At 65.4% G+C, this 19117-nt stretch carries 16 protein-coding genes; 8 read left to right on the top strand and 8 right to left on the bottom strand.

The window, feature by feature from the left end:
- Positions 1–21: 21 nt before the first annotated feature.
- Positions 22–1878: a lysophospholipid acyltransferase family protein gene (locus tag CHB73_RS04615; protein WP_179216896.1), complete on the bottom strand. Its 1857-nt coding sequence runs from the start codon at positions 1876–1878 to the stop codon at positions 22–24.
- A gap of 224 nt (positions 1879–2102) precedes the next feature.
- Here CHB73_RS04615 and upp point away from each other — a divergent pair, with 224 nt between their 5' ends.
- On the top strand, positions 2103–2729 hold the full coding sequence (gene upp / locus CHB73_RS04610) for a uracil phosphoribosyltransferase (RefSeq protein WP_089272588.1): 627 nt from the start codon (positions 2103–2105) through the stop codon (positions 2727–2729).
- A gap of 120 nt (positions 2730–2849) precedes the next feature.
- Positions 2850–4139, top strand: coding sequence for a uracil permease (uraA, locus tag CHB73_RS04605; protein WP_089272586.1), 1290 nt, complete (start codon positions 2850–2852; stop codon positions 4137–4139).
- A gap of 91 nt (positions 4140–4230) precedes the next feature.
- On the opposite strand, the gene purU is transcribed toward uraA, so the two are convergent.
- The 3 genes from purU to CHB73_RS04590 are packed head-to-tail and all read right to left on the bottom strand — an operon-like array spanning position 4231 to position 6596.
- Positions 4231–5163, bottom strand: a complete 933-nt coding sequence (gene purU, locus CHB73_RS04600) for a formyltetrahydrofolate deformylase (protein ID WP_089272584.1) — start codon at positions 5161–5163, stop codon at positions 4231–4233.
- 9 nt (positions 5164–5172) lie between these two features.
- Positions 5173–5400 carry a hypothetical protein gene (locus tag CHB73_RS04595; protein WP_089272582.1) on the bottom strand — a complete coding sequence of 76 codons (228 nt, stop codon included), beginning with the start codon at positions 5398–5400 and terminating at the stop codon, positions 5173–5175.
- 26 nt (positions 5401–5426) lie between these two features.
- Positions 5427–6596, bottom strand: a complete 1170-nt coding sequence (locus tag CHB73_RS04590; RefSeq protein WP_089272580.1) for a hypothetical protein — start codon at positions 6594–6596, stop codon at positions 5427–5429.
- A gap of 189 nt (positions 6597–6785) precedes the next feature.
- On the opposite strand from CHB73_RS04590, the gene purN reads away from it, so the two are divergent.
- The 3 genes from purN to CHB73_RS17260 all read left to right on the top strand — a co-directional run bounded on the left by purN (position 6786) and on the right by CHB73_RS17260 (position 10190).
- Positions 6786–7487, top strand: coding sequence for a phosphoribosylglycinamide formyltransferase (gene purN / locus CHB73_RS04585; RefSeq protein WP_089272578.1), 702 nt, complete (start codon positions 6786–6788; stop codon positions 7485–7487).
- Between the two features lie 22 nt (positions 7488–7509).
- On the top strand, positions 7510–8064 hold the full coding sequence (amrA, locus tag CHB73_RS04580; RefSeq protein WP_089272576.1) for an AmmeMemoRadiSam system protein A: 555 nt from the start codon (positions 7510–7512) through the stop codon (positions 8062–8064).
- A gap of 113 nt (positions 8065–8177) precedes the next feature.
- Positions 8178–10190 (top strand): methyl-accepting chemotaxis protein, encoded by a 2013-nt coding sequence (locus CHB73_RS17260; protein ID WP_089272574.1) that lies wholly within the window; start codon positions 8178–8180, stop codon positions 10188–10190.
- 83 nt (positions 10191–10273) lie between these two features.
- Here CHB73_RS17260 and CHB73_RS04570 read toward each other — a convergent pair whose 3' ends face one another.
- Positions 10274–12364: a molybdopterin-dependent oxidoreductase gene (locus CHB73_RS04570; RefSeq protein ID WP_089272572.1), complete on the bottom strand. Its 2091-nt coding sequence runs from the start codon at positions 12362–12364 to the stop codon at positions 10274–10276.
- A 321-nt stretch (positions 12365–12685) separates the two neighbouring features.
- Here CHB73_RS04570 and CHB73_RS04565 point away from each other — a divergent pair, with 321 nt between their 5' ends.
- The 3 genes from CHB73_RS04565 (at position 12686) to CHB73_RS04555 (ending at position 15074) form a co-directional block, all read left to right on the top strand.
- Complete coding sequence (locus CHB73_RS04565; RefSeq protein WP_089272570.1) at positions 12686–13141, top strand: 4Fe-4S dicluster domain-containing protein; 456 nt, start codon at positions 12686–12688, stop codon at positions 13139–13141.
- A gap of 74 nt (positions 13142–13215) precedes the next feature.
- On the top strand, positions 13216–14478 hold the full coding sequence (locus CHB73_RS04560) for a sulfite exporter TauE/SafE family protein (RefSeq protein ID WP_089272568.1): 1263 nt from the start codon (positions 13216–13218) through the stop codon (positions 14476–14478).
- Positions 14479–14558: 80 nt separating this feature from the next.
- On the top strand, positions 14559–15074 hold the full coding sequence (locus CHB73_RS04555; RefSeq protein WP_089272566.1) for a hypothetical protein: 516 nt from the start codon (positions 14559–14561) through the stop codon (positions 15072–15074).
- 24 nt (positions 15075–15098) lie between these two features.
- On the opposite strand, the gene CHB73_RS04550 is transcribed toward CHB73_RS04555, so the two are convergent.
- From CHB73_RS04550 to CHB73_RS04540, 3 genes are read right to left on the bottom strand one after another with little or no spacing between them, the layout of a single operon-like run.
- On the bottom strand, positions 15099–15800 hold the full coding sequence (locus CHB73_RS04550; protein WP_089272564.1) for a response regulator: 702 nt from the start codon (positions 15798–15800) through the stop codon (positions 15099–15101).
- A gap of 15 nt (positions 15801–15815) precedes the next feature.
- A complete protein-coding gene (locus tag CHB73_RS04545; RefSeq protein ID WP_235641514.1) occupies positions 15816–17825 on the bottom strand; it encodes an ATP-binding protein in 2010 nt (669 codons plus the stop codon).
- The gene (locus CHB73_RS04540) at positions 17822–19090 is read right to left on the bottom strand and encodes an ABC transporter substrate-binding protein (RefSeq protein WP_327438367.1); all 1269 of its coding nucleotides are present in this window, start codon (positions 19088–19090) and stop codon (positions 17822–17824) included. The genes CHB73_RS04545 and CHB73_RS04540 overlap by 4 nt, the downstream gene beginning before the upstream one ends.
- Positions 19091–19117 lie beyond the last annotated feature (27 nt).

Here is a 19117-nt window from a genome sequence, read left to right as displayed (position 1 = left end):
CGCCGTCCCTCTCCCCTCCCCTTACGCCGCGTGGGGCGAAGCCAGGCGGGCCGCCGTGTGCCGCGTGAGAAAGCTCCGTGCGTTCTCCGCGCCCATGAAGCGCGCCAGGGTGCGCTCCTCGGTCATGGCCAAGTCCACGCAGATGAGGGCGTCCAGGCAGCCGCCGAAGCTGTGGTCCACGTTGAAGGCTGCGATGCGCCCGCCGAGTTTGAGATACTGCCGCAGCAGCACGGGCACGCCGCGCCCGCCCTCAAGCTCGGCCACCAGGTCGTGCAGGTCGCCGGGATCGCGGAAGGCGCTGTCCGGCAGGCACACGTCGAGCCGCGCCAGCCGCCCCTCGCGGGGGGAGCGGGTGGGCTTCACCAGCCGCGCAAGACCGGCGTCGAAACTGTGGCGGCGCAGAAAGCGCATCATCAGTTCGCGGGCCAGCTGGCTGTACTCGCCGGAAATGCTGACGCAGCCGAAGAGCCTGCGGTAGCGGGGATTGCGCGACACGTATTCGGCCAGGCCCTTCCACAGGAGCAGAAGCGGCTGGTAGGACTTCTGGTAGCGCACGCGGACGAAGGAGCGGCCAAGCTCCAGCGCCGGGTCCACGCGCCGCCAGAAGTCCGGGCGGATGCGGAATTGGCTGGCGGTGTACAGGCCCGATGGGCCGTGCTCCGCAAGAATCTCGTCGGTCCCGGCGAAGCGGTAGGCACCGGCAACCTCTCCGTCGGCCTCGTTCCAAAGGATGAGGTGGCGGTAGTGGGCGTCGTATCCATCGGCGTCCAGCGGCCGCCCCGTGCCCTCGCCCACGCTGCGGAAGGTGCCCTCGCGCAGGCGCGCCACCTCGTGCATCATGGCCGGAATCTCATGGGCCATGGCCTCGAAGACCAGAAACGGCGCGCCACGGACCAGAATGCGTTCCGGCGGCAGGGCGGCCAGTTCGGCCAAACGCCGCTCCCTGGGACGCTGCGCGGCAAGGGCGCTCTGTTCCATTTTCGGGGCTGCGCCAGGCTCGGCTTGCGGGCCTCCCCTGCCGCGCAGCAGGTGGCAGCGGAAACGCAGGTAGGAACTGGCCTCCTCGTCCGTGGCGAAGGCCGCCAGCTTGTCCGGCCCGATGGCCGCGCCCATCAAAAGGCGCAGGCAGTGGCCCGAGCGGCCCAGGTTCTCACGCGGGATGAGCAGGGTGCGCAGACGCGGATGCACCAGCCCGGCGGCCTGGAACAACGCGCCGTTGCGACCGTGGAAGAACACAGGCAGCACCGGGGCCGCGGCCTTGCGCGCCAGCCGCGCCATGCCTGGACGCCAGGGAGGATCGGCCACCATGCGGCGTCCAAGCTTGAGACTGGCCACCTCCCCGGCGGGGAAGGCCACCACGGCCCCGCCCTTTTTGAGCCAGGCCAGGGCGGCGCGCAGGCCCGCCATGTTGCGGCCTCTGGCCCCGCGGCCGCCGAAGGCGTCCAACTCGATGAGCAGGGGGCGCATTTCCGGAATGGCGGAAAGCAGGTGATTGGCCAAGATCTTCACATCCGGACGGATGGCGAGCAGATGGCGGGCCAGGACAAGCCCCTCCACCACGCCGAAGGGATGGTTGGCCATGACCATGAGGGCGCCTGTGCGCGGCACGCGCGCCAGGTCCGCCGCAGCGACCTCCGAGCCCACGCGCAGTTCGGCCAGCGCTCGCGACACAAACTCCCCGGCCCGGACCAGGGGATCGGCATTGACCGAAGCGGCCGCCGGGGCGTGGGCGCGGGCGTACATGGAACCCAGCGTCTCCAGCCCCAGCACCTTGGACAGCGGCGCGCGCAGAGCGGAGAGCAGAACGTTCTTAAGGGCGGAGTCGGTGGCGGGGATGAACTGGAAGGGATTGTGTTCGCGGGGCCTCGACTGGATCATTATGGGCTCCCTTGCTGGCGGTTGGCGGAAGCCGAAGCGGCCGTCCGCCTTGGAGGACACTAGCCGCACGCCGCTACGCGGCGATGTCCGCACGGTGACGGGAGCGTGAAGAATGCGCCCGGCTTCCCGGCCGCAATGCAGTGATATTCCCTTGACCTCGCCGCCGCGCCTTTTTAGAAGAACGGGATTTTGTCCGCTCACCGCCCAACCACAAGGAGACATCCATGGCCGTTCACGTGGCCCAGCATCCGCTCGTCAAGCACAAGCTCGGCCTGCTCCGCAAGCACGACATCACCACCAGCCTGTTCCGCGATGTGACCAAGGAACTGGCGCGCCTGCTCACCTACGAGGCCACCAAGGATCTGCAGGTGGAGAAAAAGACCATCAAGGGCTGGGCCGGAGAGGTGGAAATCGAGCGCATCAAGGGCAAAAAGATCACCGTGGTGCCCATTCTGCGCGCGGGGCTCGGCATGATGGACGGGGTTTTGGACATGGTGCCCGGCGCAAAGGTGAGCGTGGTGGGCTTCTACCGCAATGAGGAAACCCTCAAGCCGGTGAAATATTACGTAAAGCTCGCCAGCGACATCAAGGCGCGCATGGCCCTCATCCTGGATCCCATGCTGGCCACCGGCGGCACGCTTGAGGCCACCATCGATCTGCTGAAGCAGGCGGGGTGCACGCAGATACGCGGCATCTTCCTGGTGGCCGCGCCCGAAGGCATCAAGCGCATCCAGGACAAGCACCCGGACGTTGACATCTACTGCGCCAGCGTGGACGAACGCCTGAACGACAAGGGGTACATCCTGCCCGGACTCGGTGACGCGGGCGACAAGATATTCGGCACGAAATAGCACAGCACGGGGGGCGCGGGACGCCCCCTTTTTTCGGCCAGCGCCCGGCGTGCCCAGCTGCGGCCGCCAACGGTCAACGGAACCTGACACGAGGTTCGGGAACCAAAGGAGCAACGAGAGATGAGCAGAAGAATCATCCAGGTCGAGGAAAAAGTGCCCTTCCTGCAGGGCGTTCCCTTGAGCTTCCAGCATCTATTCGCCATGTTCGGGGCCAGCGTGCTGGTGCCCACCCTGTTCAAGATCGACCCCGCCATCGTGCTCTTGATGAACGGCGTGGGCACGCTCATCTATCTCTTTCTGTGCAAGGGCAAGGCCCCGGCCTTCCTGGGCTCCAGCTTCGCCTTCCTCTCGCCTGTGTTCGTGGTGCTCGGCGCGGACAAGGCCTTCTGGGGAGCCAACTACCCGCTCGCCCTGGGCGGCTTCATCGCGGCGGGACTGGTGTTCATCTGCGTGGCGCTCATCATCTGGCGCTTCGGGCCGGGCTGGATCTCCATCGTGCTGCCCCCGGCCACCATGGGTCCCATCGTGGCGCTCATCGGCCTTGAACTGGCGAGCGTGGCCACGGGCATGGCCGGCATAATGCCCGACCCCAAGACCGGCGCGGTGGACGCGAACGCGGTCATCGTGTCCATGGTGACGCTTTTGACCGTGGCCTTCGGCTCGGTGCTCTTCCGGGGCTTCATGGCCGTCATCCCGGTGCTCATCGGCATTCTGGCGGGCTATCTTACGGCAATGGGCCTGGGCATGGTGTCCTTCGCCGCAGTTGCGGCCGCCCCGCTGCTGGCCACTCCCACGTTCTACGCCCCGGTCTTCGACCTGAACGCCGTGCTCGTCATCCTGCCCGCCGCCCTGGTGGTCATCAGCGAGCACATCGGACACCTGGTGGTCACCGGCAACATCGTGGAGCGCGACCTGACCCGCGACCCCGGCCTGCACCGCTCGCTCATGGGCGACGGCGTGTCCACGGTGCTTTCCGGCTTCATGGGCAGCGTGCCCACCACAACCTACGGCGAGAACATCGGGGTCATGGCCATCACCCGCGTCTACTCGGTATGGGTCATCGGCGGCGCGGCCGTGCTGTCCATCGCGCTGGCCTTCGTGGGTACGCTCTCGGCCTTCATCCAGTCCATTCCCGCCCCGGTCATGGGCGGGGTGTGCATCCTGCTCTTCGGCGTCATCGCCGCCTCGGGCATCCGCATGTTGGTGGAGGCCAAGGTGGACTACTCCAAGCCCGTGAACCTCACCCTCACGGCCATCACCTTCATCGTGGGCATCAGCGGCGCGGCCATCCAGATCGGCAACGTGCAGCTCAAGGGCATGGCCCTGGCAACAGTGGTGGGCATGGGCCTGTCCATCGTCTTCCGCCTGCTGGAAAAAAGCGGGCTGACCAGCGAGAAGACGGATCTGTAGCCGCCCGCCCAGACAACCCGGCAGAAACAAAACGGCCGGAGCCAGGCACATCGCCCGGCCCCGGCCGTATTCATTTCAAATAAAGAAGAAATCAGGCGAAGACGATGGTCTTGTTGCCGTCCACCAGCACGCGATCCTCCAGATGCCAGCGCACCGCGCGGGACAGCACCTGCCGCTCGATGTCACGGCCCAGGATCTTCAGTTCGTCGACACGGTGCCGGTGCGACACGCGGATCACGTCCTGCTCGATGATGGGGCCCTTGTCCAGCCTGCCGGTGACATAGTGCGCCGTGGCGCCGATGAGCTTGACCCCCCGCTCGGCCGCGCGGCGGTACGGGTCCGCCCCCTCGAAGGCGGGCAGAAAGGAATGGTGGATGTTGATGATGCGCCGGGGAAAGCGCTTGACCAGCGCGGGCGACAGGATGCGCATGTAGCGCGCCAGCACCAGCAGATCCACGGGGCCTCCGGGGGCTTCGTCCAGCAGTTGGACCATGCGCTCCTCGTGCAGGGCCAGGCCGCGCCCGCGCGAGATGTCCTTGGCCTCCGGCACGTGCACATGGTGGAAGGCCACGCCGAAGGACTCCACCGCGCGGCGCAGATCCGGGTGGTTGCTGATGACCAGCGGAATCTCCGCGGGCAGTTCGCCCCGGTCCACGCGCCACAGCAAGTCCATGAGCGCGTGGTCCAGCCTGGAAACGAGGATGGCCATGCGCTTCTTGCGAACGCAGGGCACCACGCGCCAATCCATCTTGAATTCCGAGGCCACCTCGCGGCCGAAGTCGCGCATGAGTCCATCCAGGCAGTGCTCCAAGCCCGCGTGGTAGAACTCCTGACGCATGAAGAAGCGTCCGCCTTCGGGATCGGTGGAATGCTGGTCGGAGTGGATGATGTTCACCCCGCGGGCGTGCAGAAAACCGCTCACGGCGGCGACAACGCCCGGCCGGTCCGCGCAGGTGACGAGCAGGCGCGCGGTTCCGGCCTGGCCCACGGGGCCGGGCTTGCAGGAAGGCTTGGCGACGGTCATGGCTTGGCGCTAATCCTCGATTGGGGGCTTGGGGGAGTCGTCCGCCGCGGTGAAGGCGGCCGCAAGCACGGCGGGACCGGCCGCGCCGCAGAAACCTTCCGCGTCCGCGCCGGTAACGGCGGGATTGGCCCAGCGCCAGAACATGCACATGGAGCCCTGGCAGAACTTGAGCTTGTCCTCGCGCGTTTTGAGCAACGGGCAGTACTTGAACTTGGCGTCGGATTCGCACAATTGCATGGGCTGGCTCCTTGGTCTTGACCGGGCTATCCCTTGCGGCTCGCGGCCACGGGCGCGGCCGGGAAATCCACCAGCGGGCGCTTGCCCAGGCGGCTCTTCAGATACTCCACCAGGATGGCGCCCACGCGCTCCTCGCGGTTCAGAATGCTGGCGTAGCGGCCGTTCTCCACCACCTTCTGGAACTCGCTCTTTTTCATGGCCGGCGTGGTCCTGGAGATGTTCTCGATGGCCACGGCGTAGGCGCTGATCTTGTGGTCGAGCTCGGCGTCGCTCATGGTGGACAAGGCGCGGACATTTGCGGCCAGTTCCTCGGGCGCGGGCAGGCGGTCGCTCTCCACAATGCGCTTGAAGGCGTTGGCGTAGCGGGTGGCGCCATCGTTGATGTGGCTCTTCTGGACCACGTTGAGGCCGGACCAGCCCGCGCGCAGCCACTTGAACAGGGTGAAGGTGGTCTGGCCGGGAGAATCCTCCACAAAGACCTGCACCGAGGCCGAATCGTACATGTAGGTGTCGGCCCAGCCGATGAGGCCCTTGTTGAGCCCGTTGATGCCCGAGTAGAAATAGCTCCACTCGCCCTCGTCCAGGATGACGGCCTTCTTGCCCACGCTGGACTTGTTCTTCTGCTTGCTGATGGAGATGAGCACGTTCTTGCCGTTATGCTTGGTCAAAATGAGCAGGCGGTTCAGATCGTAACGATAATAGCCGCCGCCGAAAGAATCCGGGGCGTTGACCTCGTACTCTTGCCCCCACAAGGCCAGGGGAGCCTCGTTCTTGCCCACATGGGTCCAGGGCCTGGGCTCCTTGGTCAGAATGTCGCTGCCCGCGTACCAGCCGCCCAGGCGCAACACGCTGGGGAACAGCAGGTAGTTGGGAATGGCCGGATTGTAGCAGTAGTGCATAAGCCGGGAAAGCCCGGTCTTCATGGTCACGCGCAGCACGGTACCGTTGCCGTCGCAGCGGCGGCCTGGAACAATGTCCCTGGCGTCGCCGGTAAGCTGCATCACGTAATCAAGCAGCGCGTTGTAATCGTTGGGATTGATCGCGCCGCCCTTTTTCTGGGACAGGTCCAGCAACGCGCCCATGTTCTGCTCCACAGGTTGCGGCAGGGCGGCAAGCGCCAGGGAGGGCAGCAGCAGGGCAAAAAGCAGGGAAACAACAGGCAGGCCGCAGCCACGAAAAAAGGAACGACAAGACATCAACAAACCTCATGCTGGTTGGGCAGGGAGGCACTGCGCCCCCGTACCGGAATTAGACATGATATGCGCGAACGCTTCCATTGACAAGATGCGCGGCCCGGTTCCCATCCGGCTGGAAACAGGGTAGGAAGGCCCCAGCCGAACCTGCTCCCAGGACATCGGCCAATTCGGAACAACGGAGTGCTTCCCATGCCCATGCCCCTTGCCGTGCTGGTTTCCGGCGGCGGTTCGAACCTGCAATCCATTCTGGACAAAATCGACGCCGGTTCACTAGACGCCGAGGTGCGCCTCGTGGTTTCCAACAAGCCGGACGCCTATGGACTGGAGCGCGCGCGCGCGCGCGGCATCGCCACCTGGAGCCGCCCCCACACGGATTTCGGCAGCCGGGAGGCCTTTGACGCCGAGATGGTCCGGGTCATCGGCGAGCACGGCGTGCGTGCTGGCGCGGGCGCCGTGGTCCTGGCAGGATTCATGCGGATGCTGACGCCGGGGTTCCTGCACGCCTTTCCGGGAGCGGTGGTCAACATCCACCCGGCGCTTTTGCCCAGCTTCCCCGGCACCCACGGCGCGGCCGACGCCGAACACTACGGGGTGCGCCTGGCCGGGTGCAGCGTGCACTTCGTGGACGAGATCATGGACCACGGCCCGGTCATCATTCAGGCGGCCGTGCCCGTTCTGCCCGGCGAAGGCGCGGATGCCCTTGCCGCACGCATCCTCACGCTTGAGCACTGCATCTACCCCCAGGCGCTGGCCTGGCTCGCGGCCGGTCGCCTCCACATCGACGGACGGCGCGTGCTGGTTGCGGACGCGGCCCCAGCCGCCTGCGGCGACGCCACCCTGCCCTACCTCGCCAGCCCGGCCCTGGAGCCGGGGTTCCTGCCCGTTCATTGACGCCACGCCAAGGAGGAACCACATGGAACGCTTCTCGCTCTCACCAACGGATGCGGAAAAGAAGTTCCTGAAGGATCTCGTCCTGCTGTCCGTCTCATCCCGGCTTTCCGGCCGGGAAGGCGAGCCCCCCGCTCCGCCGGAATCCGAACTGCTCCGGCGCGAGCTGGGCGCCTTTGTGACGCTGAAACGCCAAAGCCAGCTGCGCGGCTGCATCGGCAACATCGTGGGCCAGGGCCCGCTGTACCGCACGGTATGGACCATGGCCCGCGCCGCCGCCTTCGAGGATCCTCGCTTCGCCCCCTTGGGCGCGGACGAACTGGCCGACCTGGAGATCGAGGTCTCTGTCCTCGGCCCGGTGCTGCCCTGCCCAAACCCGGAGCAAGTCGAGGTGGGCCGCCACGGGCTCATTGTGCGTCAAGGCCAGCGCCAGGGCCTGCTCTTGCCGCAGGTGCCCGTGGAATGGGGCTGGGATCGCGAGCAGTTCCTGGCCCAGACCTGCCGCAAGGCCGGGCTGCCCGCCACGGCCTGGCGCAACGCCTCCACGCAGCTCTTCTGGTTCGAGGCCGTGGTGTTTTGATCGCGGCGGTCGCGCCTCGCGGTTGCCTTTCCGTGTTTTGAACGCTACATGCGGGTTATCCCTTATCGTGGGGCGCTCTGCGCCCTGCTCCACGTCTTTTCGGGAGAATCCACATGAAGCGACTGACCATCAAGACCCTGCTGCTGCTCCTTGGAGCGGTGACCCTCGCCGGTTTCGCCTCCAGCCTGCTGCTCTTCTCGCTCCAGTCCAAGCGCACCGCCGCCACTTTCGAGCATATCATCAACGTCGAAGAGGCCCTGCTGCTCAACCTGCAGGAGATGTACGCCCAGGGGCTGCAGACCGAGCAGGCCACCCGCAACGTGGTGCTGAACCCCGGCGACACGAAAGCCGAAGAGAACCACAATGCGGCCGACGTCAAGTTCCGCAAGGCCCTGGAGGCCGCGCAAAAGCGTTCCACCGGCGACATGGCGACCAAGCTTTCCGCCCTGCCCGCCCTGTGGGACCAGTCCCACGCCCTCAAGACCGAGGTGATGGCCCTGGCCAAGGCGGGCAAGGCCCAAGAGGCCACGGAACTGCTGAACACGCGCGAAACCAAGCTGTGGCGCGCAGTGAAGGAAGTGGTCCAGACCGCCATAGCCGACCAGGCCAAAAAGTCCAAGACCGCCTACGAAGACTACAAAACCATGGATGCGGGCATATTCCGCAATGTGCTGCTGCTGGGCCTGGTCCTTATGGCGTCCATGGCCTGTCTGCTCTACCTGGGCGGCCGGATGGTCCTCACGCCCCTGGGGAACATCCGGGATTTCGCCACGCGCCAATCCCAAGGACGCTTCGACGAACGCCTCGCGGGCGAATTCGGCGGCGAACTCCGGGAAGTGGCCGAAGCCTTGAAAGCCATGGCCGCAACGGCCCAGCAGTCCCTCGGCTTCACGCGCGGGGTGCTCAAGGGCATCGCCACGCCCTATGTCGTGGTGAACGAGAAGAGCGAAATGGTCCAGACCAATCAAACCCTGTTGACCATTCTGGAGCACGATGGCGCGCCGGAGGATTTCGTGGGCCAGAACGTGGCGCACTTCTTCTACGGAGACGCCAGCAGGCAGACCGTGCTGGGCCAGGCCATGGCCGAAAACAGCACCATCACCCGCGAGGTGGACCTTACCGGCCGCAAGGGAGGCACACGGCGCATCCTCATCGCCGCCTCGCCGCTCTTCAACGACATCACCGGCGCGCCCATGGGCGCCATGTGCCTGTACACCGACCTCACCGAACTGCGCGCCCAGGAAGCCCGCATCATGGCCCAGAACGAGATCGTCACCACCGCCGCCCGGAAGGCGGAAGACGTGGTGCGCTCGCTGGTGGACTGCGCGCGCCGCCTGAGCGACCAGATCCGCCAGGCCGAGGACGGCGCGGCCCAGCAACGCGACCGCGCCGGGGCCACAACCCAGGCCATGGCCGACATGAACGAGTCCATTCACGGCGCGGCCGAGAGCGCGGGCATAGCCGCCCAGGGCGCGGAGGGCGCGGGCGGCAAGGCCACGGAGGGTGCGGACGTGGTGCGCAAGGTCGTGGCCTCGGTTGAGGAGGTCCGCACACAGTCCCTGACCCTCAAGGAAAACATGGGGGCCTTGGGCAGGCAGGCCGAGGCCATCGGTCAAGTGATGAACGTCATCCGCGACATCGCCGACCAGACGAACCTGCTGGCGCTGAACGCCGCCATCGAGGCCGCGCGCGCGGGCGACGCGGGACGCGGCTTCGCCGTGGTGGCCGACGAGGTGCGCAAACTGGCGGAAAAGACCATGGACGCCACCAAGGAGGTGGGCGACGCCATCGGCAGCATCCAGCAGGGCACACGCGCCAACGTGGCCCAGGTGGAGGACTCGGCGCGGTCCATCGAGCTGACGACGGAATTGGCGGCGCTCTCCGGAGACGCCCTGCGCGAGATCGTGGGCATGGTCAACGACACCACCCTTCGCGTGCGCGGCATCGCCACGGCCGTGGAGCTGCAGGCCAACGCCAGCGCGCAGGTGGACAACGCCGTGGCCGAGATCAACGACATCGCCCTGTCCACCTCCGCCGGCATGGACGAGGCCGCCCGCGACGTGGAGGAGCTCAAGCGCCTGGCCGACCAGCTGCGCGAGATCATGGCCGACATGGGCAAGGCCTAGCGCCCGCCTGTTCCCACAAAAAAACCGCCGCCCCGGATGGTTCCGGAGCGGCGGTTTGTTTTCCGCTTTCGCCAGCTGCGCGCCTAGACCTTGCGCACGGTGACGTAGTTCTCCTGCATGGAAACCGCTCCGCCGGCCCGGTCCCAACGCGCAAACCCGCCGGGCATCAGCTCGTTGTCAGAAACGCCGCGGCCCTTGGCCCGGCTTTCCACCGGCAGGGTGTGGCCAAAACCGTGGATGGTGAACACGCATTCCGGATGCACGAACTCCGTGACGTAGGCGCGCAGGGTTCCCGGCGTGCCGCCCGGAGCCACGGAGGCCACCTCCACCATGTCCATGTGTTCTATGCCCATGGCCTTGGCCTTGGTCTTGTTGATCCACAGCACGTTCTCCGGCATCAGCTCGAAGAGGAGCGGATTGTTCACCGTGTGCCCCTGGGTGTGCAGGCCGCAACGGCCAAAGGAGATGCGGAAGGCGTCCTTGGGGGGCTTCGCCGGGGAGACGTAGGGCGGCAGGGACTTGAGGCCGTCCTTCTCCAGCTTGGCGTTCACCACCTCGACCTTGCCCGAAGGGGTCTTGAAGGCCACAGGCTTGATGGTTGGCTTGTCGGCCAGCTCCACAAAGCCCTTGGCGTCGAAGTCGGCGATGCTCACGCCCGTGCCTTCAAGCTGGCGCTCCCAAAGCTGCTCAATGCGGTCCACGGCCAGGGGCTCCATGCCCAGGCGCTTGGCGAGCCCGGCATAGATCTCCCAGTCGGCCTTGGTGTCGAAACGGGGCGCCACAGCGCGCTTGCGCATGAAGAACTGCGGCTTCAGGCCGCCCTTGCTGGCGATGATGCTCTCCCGCTCCAGGAAGGTGCTCATGGGCAGCACAACGTCTGCGTTCCAGGCCGTGTCGGACCAGGAGAAGGTGACGGACACCAGCAGATCGAGCTTCTCCCACAGCTTCTTCACGGCCTTTTGGTCGGGGAAGGCCATGAGCGGGTCGTGCCGATGCGCGATGTACGCGCGGATGGGATACGGCTTGCCGGACTCGATGGCTTCATAGGCCAGATGCACAAGCCCCGGACCGGCGTCGAAGTGGGTGCGGCCCTCGGCCCAGCCCACGCCATCGGCGCGCGGCTTCTCCGGCTTGGGGAAGAGCTCGGTCAGCGGCTTGAGGCCCTTGCGGCCCACGTCGCCGACCTTGCATGACAGGGGCAGACCGCCCTTGGAGCCGATGGCCCCCATGAGGGCGTTGATGAGATAGGCCGTGCGGCTCATGTAGAAGGAATCGTTGTAGCGGGCGGTCATCCAGCCCGGATGCCAGATGACGTGGGGCGCGGCCTTGGCGAAATCATGCACGAAGTTCTCAAGGGCGATGGCGCTGACGCCGGTCTCGCGCTCGACATATTCGGGCGTGAAGGGCTGCACGAACTCCTTCAGGATGTCGAAGCCGTCCACCCACTCCTTCACGAACTTCCGATTGTAGAGCTTCTGGTTGATGATGAGGTGCAGCACGCCAAGGTTGAAGCAGTAGTCCGTGCCGGGCCGGACCATGAAGAAGTGGTCGGCCTTGGACGCGGGGATGTTGGCGCGCACGTCGATGACCGTGAGCTTGCAGCCCGCGTCGCGCGCGTCCATGAGGTCGTTGACCTCCTTCACGTTGATGGCTTCGAGCAGGTTTCTGCTCTGCAGCACCACGTGGCGCGCGTTTTTGAGGTCGTAGACGAGATCCTTGCGGCCGAACCCGAAGACGGACAGCGCGGCGTGCTGCACGTTGCGGGCGCAGGCGGAATCGTGGTTGCAGTAGTTCGGCGAGCCGAATCCGCGCATGAACGCCTTGTGCAGGTCCGGGAACGGACCGCCGCGGTCGGAGAAGAGCAGTGCTTCGGGTCCGTGCTCGGCGCGAATGGCGGAAAGTTTTTCCGCTACGTAATCGAACGCCTCGTCCCAGGTCGCCGTGCGCCACTTGCCCTCGCCACGCTCGCCAACGCGGATGAGCGGGGTCTGCGGGCGCTCGTCGTCGTTCAGCAGCGCAGGCCCAGCAGCGCCGCGGGCGCACAACGCGCCCTTGAGCCCGGCCGCGTGGGGATTGCCGAAAACCGAGAGCACCTTGCCGTCTTCGACATTAACGGCGATGGGACAACGGACGCTGCACATTCCACAAACGCTGTACACAATTTCACGAGCCATGACGCCCTCCCGAGCAAATCAAAACGTGACGCATACCCCCCTCTACCTCAAAACGGGGAGATGCGCCAGAGCCATTATCGCGGTATTCGAGGCATGGCAAGGTTTTTCAGACAAGCATATACCCTGCGAACAGATATGATTTCGATTTTTTGCATGAGAAAAAAAGAACGAGCATTCCCCGTCTTGACAACGCGGCTGTCACCGTGGTTGAAATACCGGGTTGTGATACCTCACCGGGGTGTACGTAGGGGATGGGGGCCGTAACAGCCAGGCGCTCCGGAATTCTTTTCACAGACACCTTTCAAAAAAAAGGGCAACAATATGAGCCTGTACAGAATCGCGCTGAATCCGAACCGGTGCATCGGCTGCAAGTCCTGCCTTGTGCACTGCAACATAAAAAACCAGCTGCCCCCTGGGGTTTCGCTGAACACCATCAAGACCCTCGGTCCCTTCATCGGGTCTGAGGGACGTCCCAGGATCGAATTTGTCTACCAGAACTGCATGCAGTGCGACGACCCGTTCTGCGTCAAGGCCTGCCCCGCCGGAGCGTTGACCAAGCGCCCCGAGGACGGCCTTGTCTGGCTGGACGAGGACGCGTGCATCGGCTGCAAGCGCTGCATCGACGCCTGCCCCTGGAGCGTGCCCGTGTATGTTGAAGGCCTTGATAAGGTCAAAAAGTGCGACTACTGCAAGGACCGCGTGGATCAGGGACTTGATCCGGCCTGCGTCACCGGATGCACGGCCAAGGCCCTTACCTTCATCCGTCCGCAGCGATAGGGATTCTGGCCGTGCGTGTGCGGCGCAACGGTCTTGGAATACGAGTAACATACCTAAAGAGGAGCAGAGTTCACATGAAAAAGCGCCCCGTAATCGCCCTGGCACTCGCCACCCTGGCCCTGAGCCTGTGGCTTGGCGTCGCAGTTGCACAGCAGGCCGCTCCCGCGGCAGCACCCGCCCCGGCTGCGGCCGAGGCCGTCAAGCCCGCTGACGCGGCAGCCCCGGCCGCCGCTGAGGCCGCCAAGCCCGCCGCTGGCGCCGTCAAGAAGAAGGTCACCCTTGAGGAAGCCTTGGACATAGCCAAGAAAAGTGGCGTGGTCGACGAGAGCAAGCCCGCGGGCTTCCTGGGCATTCCTGGCGCGCCCAGCGTCAATCCCATCCTGGCCTTCGCCTGGGCCGTGTGGGTCGGCTGGATCTTCTCCACCGTGGGCGCCTTTGGCGGCGTCATGGCCGGCGTGGGCCACATGAGCGTGTTCGGCTTCGGCGCGTATGCCGGCGCCTTCAAGAAGACCGCCCCGGACCTCGGCAAGATCATCACCGACTCCATCAAGGCCTCCAACCAGTTCCTGGTGGGCACCTCGGCGGCCATCAGCTCCTTCAACTACATGCGCATGGGCCGCCTGGTGCTGCCGCTCGCCATCAGCCTGGGCCTGGGCTCCCTCATCGGCGCGTACCTCGCCGCCGCCCTGTCCGCCGGCAAGCTCGACTTCAAGTCCTACCAGGGCTACTTTGGTCTGTTCGTGCTCTTCCTGGGCTGCTGGCTGTTCTACCAGACCACCGAGGGCGCCAAGAGCAAGCAGAAGACCGCCAAGCTCGCGGCCAAGGCCTTCGAGGACGCGGTCAAGAAGCAGAAGTGCGGCGAGAGCCTGGAAGGCTGCGACATCGGCCTGAAGATCAAGAAGTTCACCGCCAGCACCTGCGAGTTCACCTTCTACGGCGTGCCCCTGCAGTTCAACCCGCTGATCCCCTTCATCGGCGGCGCGGTCATCTCCGCCATTGCGGCCTTCCTGGGCGTTGGCGGCGGCTTCCTGCTGGTGCCCTTCCTCACCAGCGTCACCCAGCTGCCCATGTACCTGGCCGCCGGCACCAGCGCCCTGGCCGTGCTGGTCAGCATGATCACCAGCATCATCACCCTCATCAGCAAGGGCACTCCCATCGAGTGGGGCTTCATCGGCACCGAGCTCATCGGCATCGCCGTGGGCTCCTTCATCGGCCCCATGACCTCCAAGTACCTGTCCGACAAGTGGATGAAGCGCATCTTCATCGTGTTGTCCGTGTACATCGGCGCGGGCTACACCCTGGCCGGCTTCACCGGATTCAAGATTCCGGGCGTCTAGGCAGCACCCGACTCCATCGGGCCGGACTCCGCAAGGGGTCCGGCCCTTTTCCTTTTCCGGCCCCTGTGCTAGGAATCCTCATGACCCCGTTCGAAGCCGTCGATGCTCTGCTCATCGCCCCCTATCGTCTGCTGCCCCATGCCAAGGCGGCCTTCTATTTCGGCACCATCTTCCTCGCCCTTGCCAGCGCCGCCCTGGGCCTTGGCTGCAAGGCGCTGGTGGCCCGCTCCCAGCGCTCCAAGCGCGAACGGGTCGATGGCGAGACCGCGCGCCGGGCCGAGCTTTCCGCCCAGGCCGCCAAGGCTGGCGACAAAGCGGCCTACATGGCCCAGAACCATTTGGCCCAGGAGGCCTACAACGACTCCATGGCCCTGGCGGCGGGGCGCGGCGCAGCGCTGCTGTGGCCGGGAATGCTGACCCTGGCTTGGCTGTACTGGCGCTTCGAAGGCGTGGCCATGCCCTATTTGTGGGCAAGCGCAGGCCCGGCCACGGTGTTCCTGCCCCCGCACATCGCCGCCCTCATCCTGCTTTCACGCCTGCTGAAAAAGCAGAAGGCCGCGGCTCCCCATGAGGGAGAGCACGCGGCCAACGGATAGCGGCGTATACGGGGTCTGAACGGCCTACTGCTGCTTGCCCACGCAATGCTCCACAAGCCGTGAGATGCCCACCATCTCGAAGACCTTGCGGAAGTTCTCGGAAAGCCCCTCGATGCACACGCTCTCGCCGCGCTCTCGGCACTCCATGAGGATGCGCGTCAACAGCGACAGCCCCGCGCCGTTGGTGGAGGCGTTCTCCGAAAAGCGCAGCACGATGCGCGGTTTGCCGCACTCTCTCGCGCGGGCCATGGCGCGGTCGAGCAGGGGCTCGCTGCGCGCGGTGACGCTGCCCTGGATGCGCAGCACCGCCGCGTCGTCCTCCTCCTCCACCGCCAGCTCCACAGCCTGGCTTTTGGCCAGGGCGATGCGCTCCTCGGCCCGGGAGAGGGCCTCGCTCAAGGCCTGCCGCTGCACCGGCTTGTTGATGAAATCCGTGGCGTCGAGATTGAGCGCGCGAATGGCCAGGTCCATATCGCCGTGCCCGGTGATGACGATGACCTCGGCGAAGGGGTCGATGTCCTTGATGCGCCGCAACACCTCGATGCCGTCCATGACGGGCATTTTGATGTCCGTGAGCACGATGCCCGGTTTTTCCCGTCCGAAGGTCTCCACGCCCTCGGCCCCGTTGGCGGCGGTAAGGGTCTCGTACCCGTAGGCGGCCAGAAGCAGCCGAAACATGTTGAGCGTGGGCTGCTCGTCGTCGATGACCAGGATCTTTTTCTCCATGCCGTACTCCCGATGCTATTCGGCCTGCGGAAAATGCAGGTTTATGGCCGCGCCCTTGCCCGGCGCGCTGTCGATTCTGATCTGCCCGCCGTAGTCGCGCACGATGCCGTAGGTGATGGCCAACCCCAGGCCCATGCCCTGCCCGGTCTCCTTGGTGGTGAAGAAGGGCTCGAAAATCTTGTCGCGCATGTCCTCCGCCATGCCGATGCCGGTGTCGCGCACTTCCACCACCACACTCTGGCCCTCGGTCCGGGTGGCGATGGTGATGGAGCGCCGCGCCCCCTCGTCCGAGGGGCTGCTGGCCTCGTTGATGGCGTCGCGGGCATTGGTGAGCAGATTGAAAAACACCTGCTGCAAGCGGTTGTCGTGGGCCAGCACCTTGGGCAGTCCCTCGGCCAGCTCCAGATGAAAGCGGATGTTGTCCAGCTCGAACTGGCGGCGCACAATGGTGAGCACGCTTTTGATCGGCGCGTTCACGTCCACGGGCTCTTTCAACATCTCGGCCTTGCGGCCGAAGGAACGCAGGGTGTTGATGATCTCCGCGGCGCGGTCCACCTGGCCGCTGATTTCGCGCACCACCTGGCGAAAGGCCTCGGGCGGGGCGGTCTGGCCGCTTTCGTCCAGAATGGCCAAGAATTCGCTGCCCATCTTGATGGCGTTGAGCGGCTGGTTCAGCTCGTGGGCGATGCCCGCGCTCATTTCGCCCAGGGACTTCATTTTTCCCGCCTGGATGAGCTGGGCGTCCTTCTCGATCATCTCCGTGATGTCCGCGACGGAGATGATGATGGCGTGGCGGCCGCGATAGGAGATGGGACACGCGTGCACATTGACGTAGAAGGGGCGCATCCCCTTCTTGTAGTGCAGCACCTTGGGGTGGTACAGGCAGCCGCTTCCGCCGGCGGGGTCGTCCGTCTCGCCGCCCTCGTAGGAAAGCAGGCAATCCTTGCGGTTCTCCGGCCCAAGGGCCAGGTAGCTCATGCCGATGAGCTCCTCCTTGTCGTAACCATAGAGCTCCAGCGCGCGCGGGTTGGCGTCGGCGATGCGGAAGTCCTCGCAATCCACCACGAACACCGGGTCCGGGCCGGAGTCGAAGAGCGAACGGTACTTCTCCTCGCTCTCGCGCAGGCGGCGGCGGTACAGCTTGATGCTCCACACCATGTTGCGGAAGCTGTCGCCCATCTGCGCCACCTCGTCGCCATCGCGCTTGCGGTAGAACACGCAGTTCTTACAGGTGCGGTGCGCCGCGGCCGACCGGGCGGACTGGTCGAAATGCCAGCAGGGCATCTCGGTGTTCTCATAGGCCGGGCAGTCCATGGGCTTCCAGTGCTCGTCCTCCTCCTGCAGGTCCATGGTGATGTCGAAATTACCGCGGGAAAGCTCGTCGGCGATGCGGGTGAGCTTGGACAGCGGGTGGGTGATGTACTGGGTGATGCGGTTCGAGAGGAAGAAAATGATGAGGATGATGGCCGAGATGAAGCCCAGGAAGGTCAGGCGCAGAGTGGCGATGAGGCTGTCGATGTGGCTTTTGGACAGGCCCACGTGCACGGTGCCGATGCGGTACAGGCCTTCCCTGATGGGCACGGCGATGTCGTGAATGTCCTCCTGGTCCACGGAAACAAGGCGCACGCTGCGGCTTTCGGTAGGCGGCAGGGCGTTGGCCTGGCGCAGTTCCTGGGGAAAGGCCCGGGTCATGGTATGGGCCAGCACCTCGTCGTTCTGGTCGGTGACGAAGATGTAGGAGATGAGCTTCTTGCGCTCGTGCAGCCGGGCCTCGTCGAAGATCAGGGAGAGCAGGAGCGGGGTGTTCTTGTCCAGCACGTAGCCGCTGCCGCGCTCGGCTATGGAATGGGCGATGGCGCTGCCGCGCATCTCAAGCTCGGTGGTGAGCGACGACACCAGGATGTAGCGCGCCAAGAAGGCGATGGCCACGCTGATGAGGAGCACCACGCCCAGAATGGAGACGAAGATCTTGTTCTTGAGGCTCAAGCGCCCGTAACGAAACATGGCGGTCTGCCACAGCCTCATGGCGCGCCCTCCCGCCTGGGGCGGCGGAACTCGTTCAGCACATCGCGCCAGGACTCCACAAGCGTGAAGCCGCCGTCCTTGAGCTGCGTGAAGTACACGCGCTCCATGCCCTGGTGGTTCTCCGGGCTGAAGCTCACGGCCTGGCCCGGACCGAGATCGTAGTCGTGAATGGACTCGATGGACTTGATGAAGCCCTCGCGAGTGAGATCGCGCCCGGCGCGGCGCAGGCCCTCCACCAGAATGCGGGCGTTGTAGTACCCTTCCAGCCCCACGGAGTTGGGCTTGTCGTCGGGATAGTAGCGGGCCAACAGCTCCACATACTCCTGCGCGCCGCCGGAGAACTTGCGCGCCCCCGCGCCCTCCGTGGGGGGAACCACCTGGGACATGACCACCAGCGGTCGGGGCGCCTCCGGCCCGAAGCTCTCGTCCAGACGCCGGGCCAGTTCCTCCGCGCCCACGAAGGACACGGTATAGAAAATAGGGGTGAACCCGCCTTCGTGGGCGAACTGGATGAAACGGGCGCAGGGGTCGTAGGTGCCGATCATAACCACGGCCTCGGCCTGCGAGTCCTGGATCTTGGTGAGGCCCTCCTCCACGTCCAGGGTGCCGCGCACATAGGAGCCGCGGGCGACGGGCTCCAGCCCGTACTCCTTCAGGGCCAGCTCGGTTCCCGTGAGCCCGTCGAAGCCGTAGGCGTCGTACTGGTAGAACACGGCGATGCGCTTGAGGCCGAGATCCTTGACCAGGTGGCGCACGGCGGCGGCGGTCTCCTGGTAATAGCTGGCCCGAATGTTGATGAGATAGCGGTTGAAGGGCTCGCGCAGGGCGTTGGCCCCGGTGAACATGCCCAGGAGCGGAATGCGCGCGTCCTCCAAGAGCGGCAAAATTTTGACCGTTGTGGGCGTGCCCACGTAGCAGAACAGGGCGAATACCTTGTCCTCCACGATGAGCCGCTGGGTATTGGCCAGGCAGCGCGGGGGGTCATAGGAGTCGTCGTAGGAGAGAAGCGTGATTCTGCGGCCATGCACGCCGCCGCCCTCGTTCACATGGTTCAGGTAGCACAAGGCCCCGCGCAGGGTTTGGGTGCCCAAATAGCTGGCATGGCCGGAGAGCGCGAGCGACGAGCCCAGGGTGACGGAGTCGCTGGTGACGCCGAAGGTGGATTCCTCCACCTCGGCCTGCTCCCTGGGGCTGCCGCAGCCGACAATCGCCAGCACGGCCAGCAGACACAGGGCAGCCAGCAGCAGGCCCCTTGCGTGCGGCAACCGCCACATCGAAGCATTCCGTATGCG

This window comes from Humidesulfovibrio mexicanus (assembly GCF_900188225.1).
GTDB lineage: Bacteria > Desulfobacterota > Desulfovibrionia > Desulfovibrionales > Desulfovibrionaceae > Humidesulfovibrio > Humidesulfovibrio mexicanus.
This window is presented reverse-complemented; position numbering and strand designations above follow the sequence as displayed.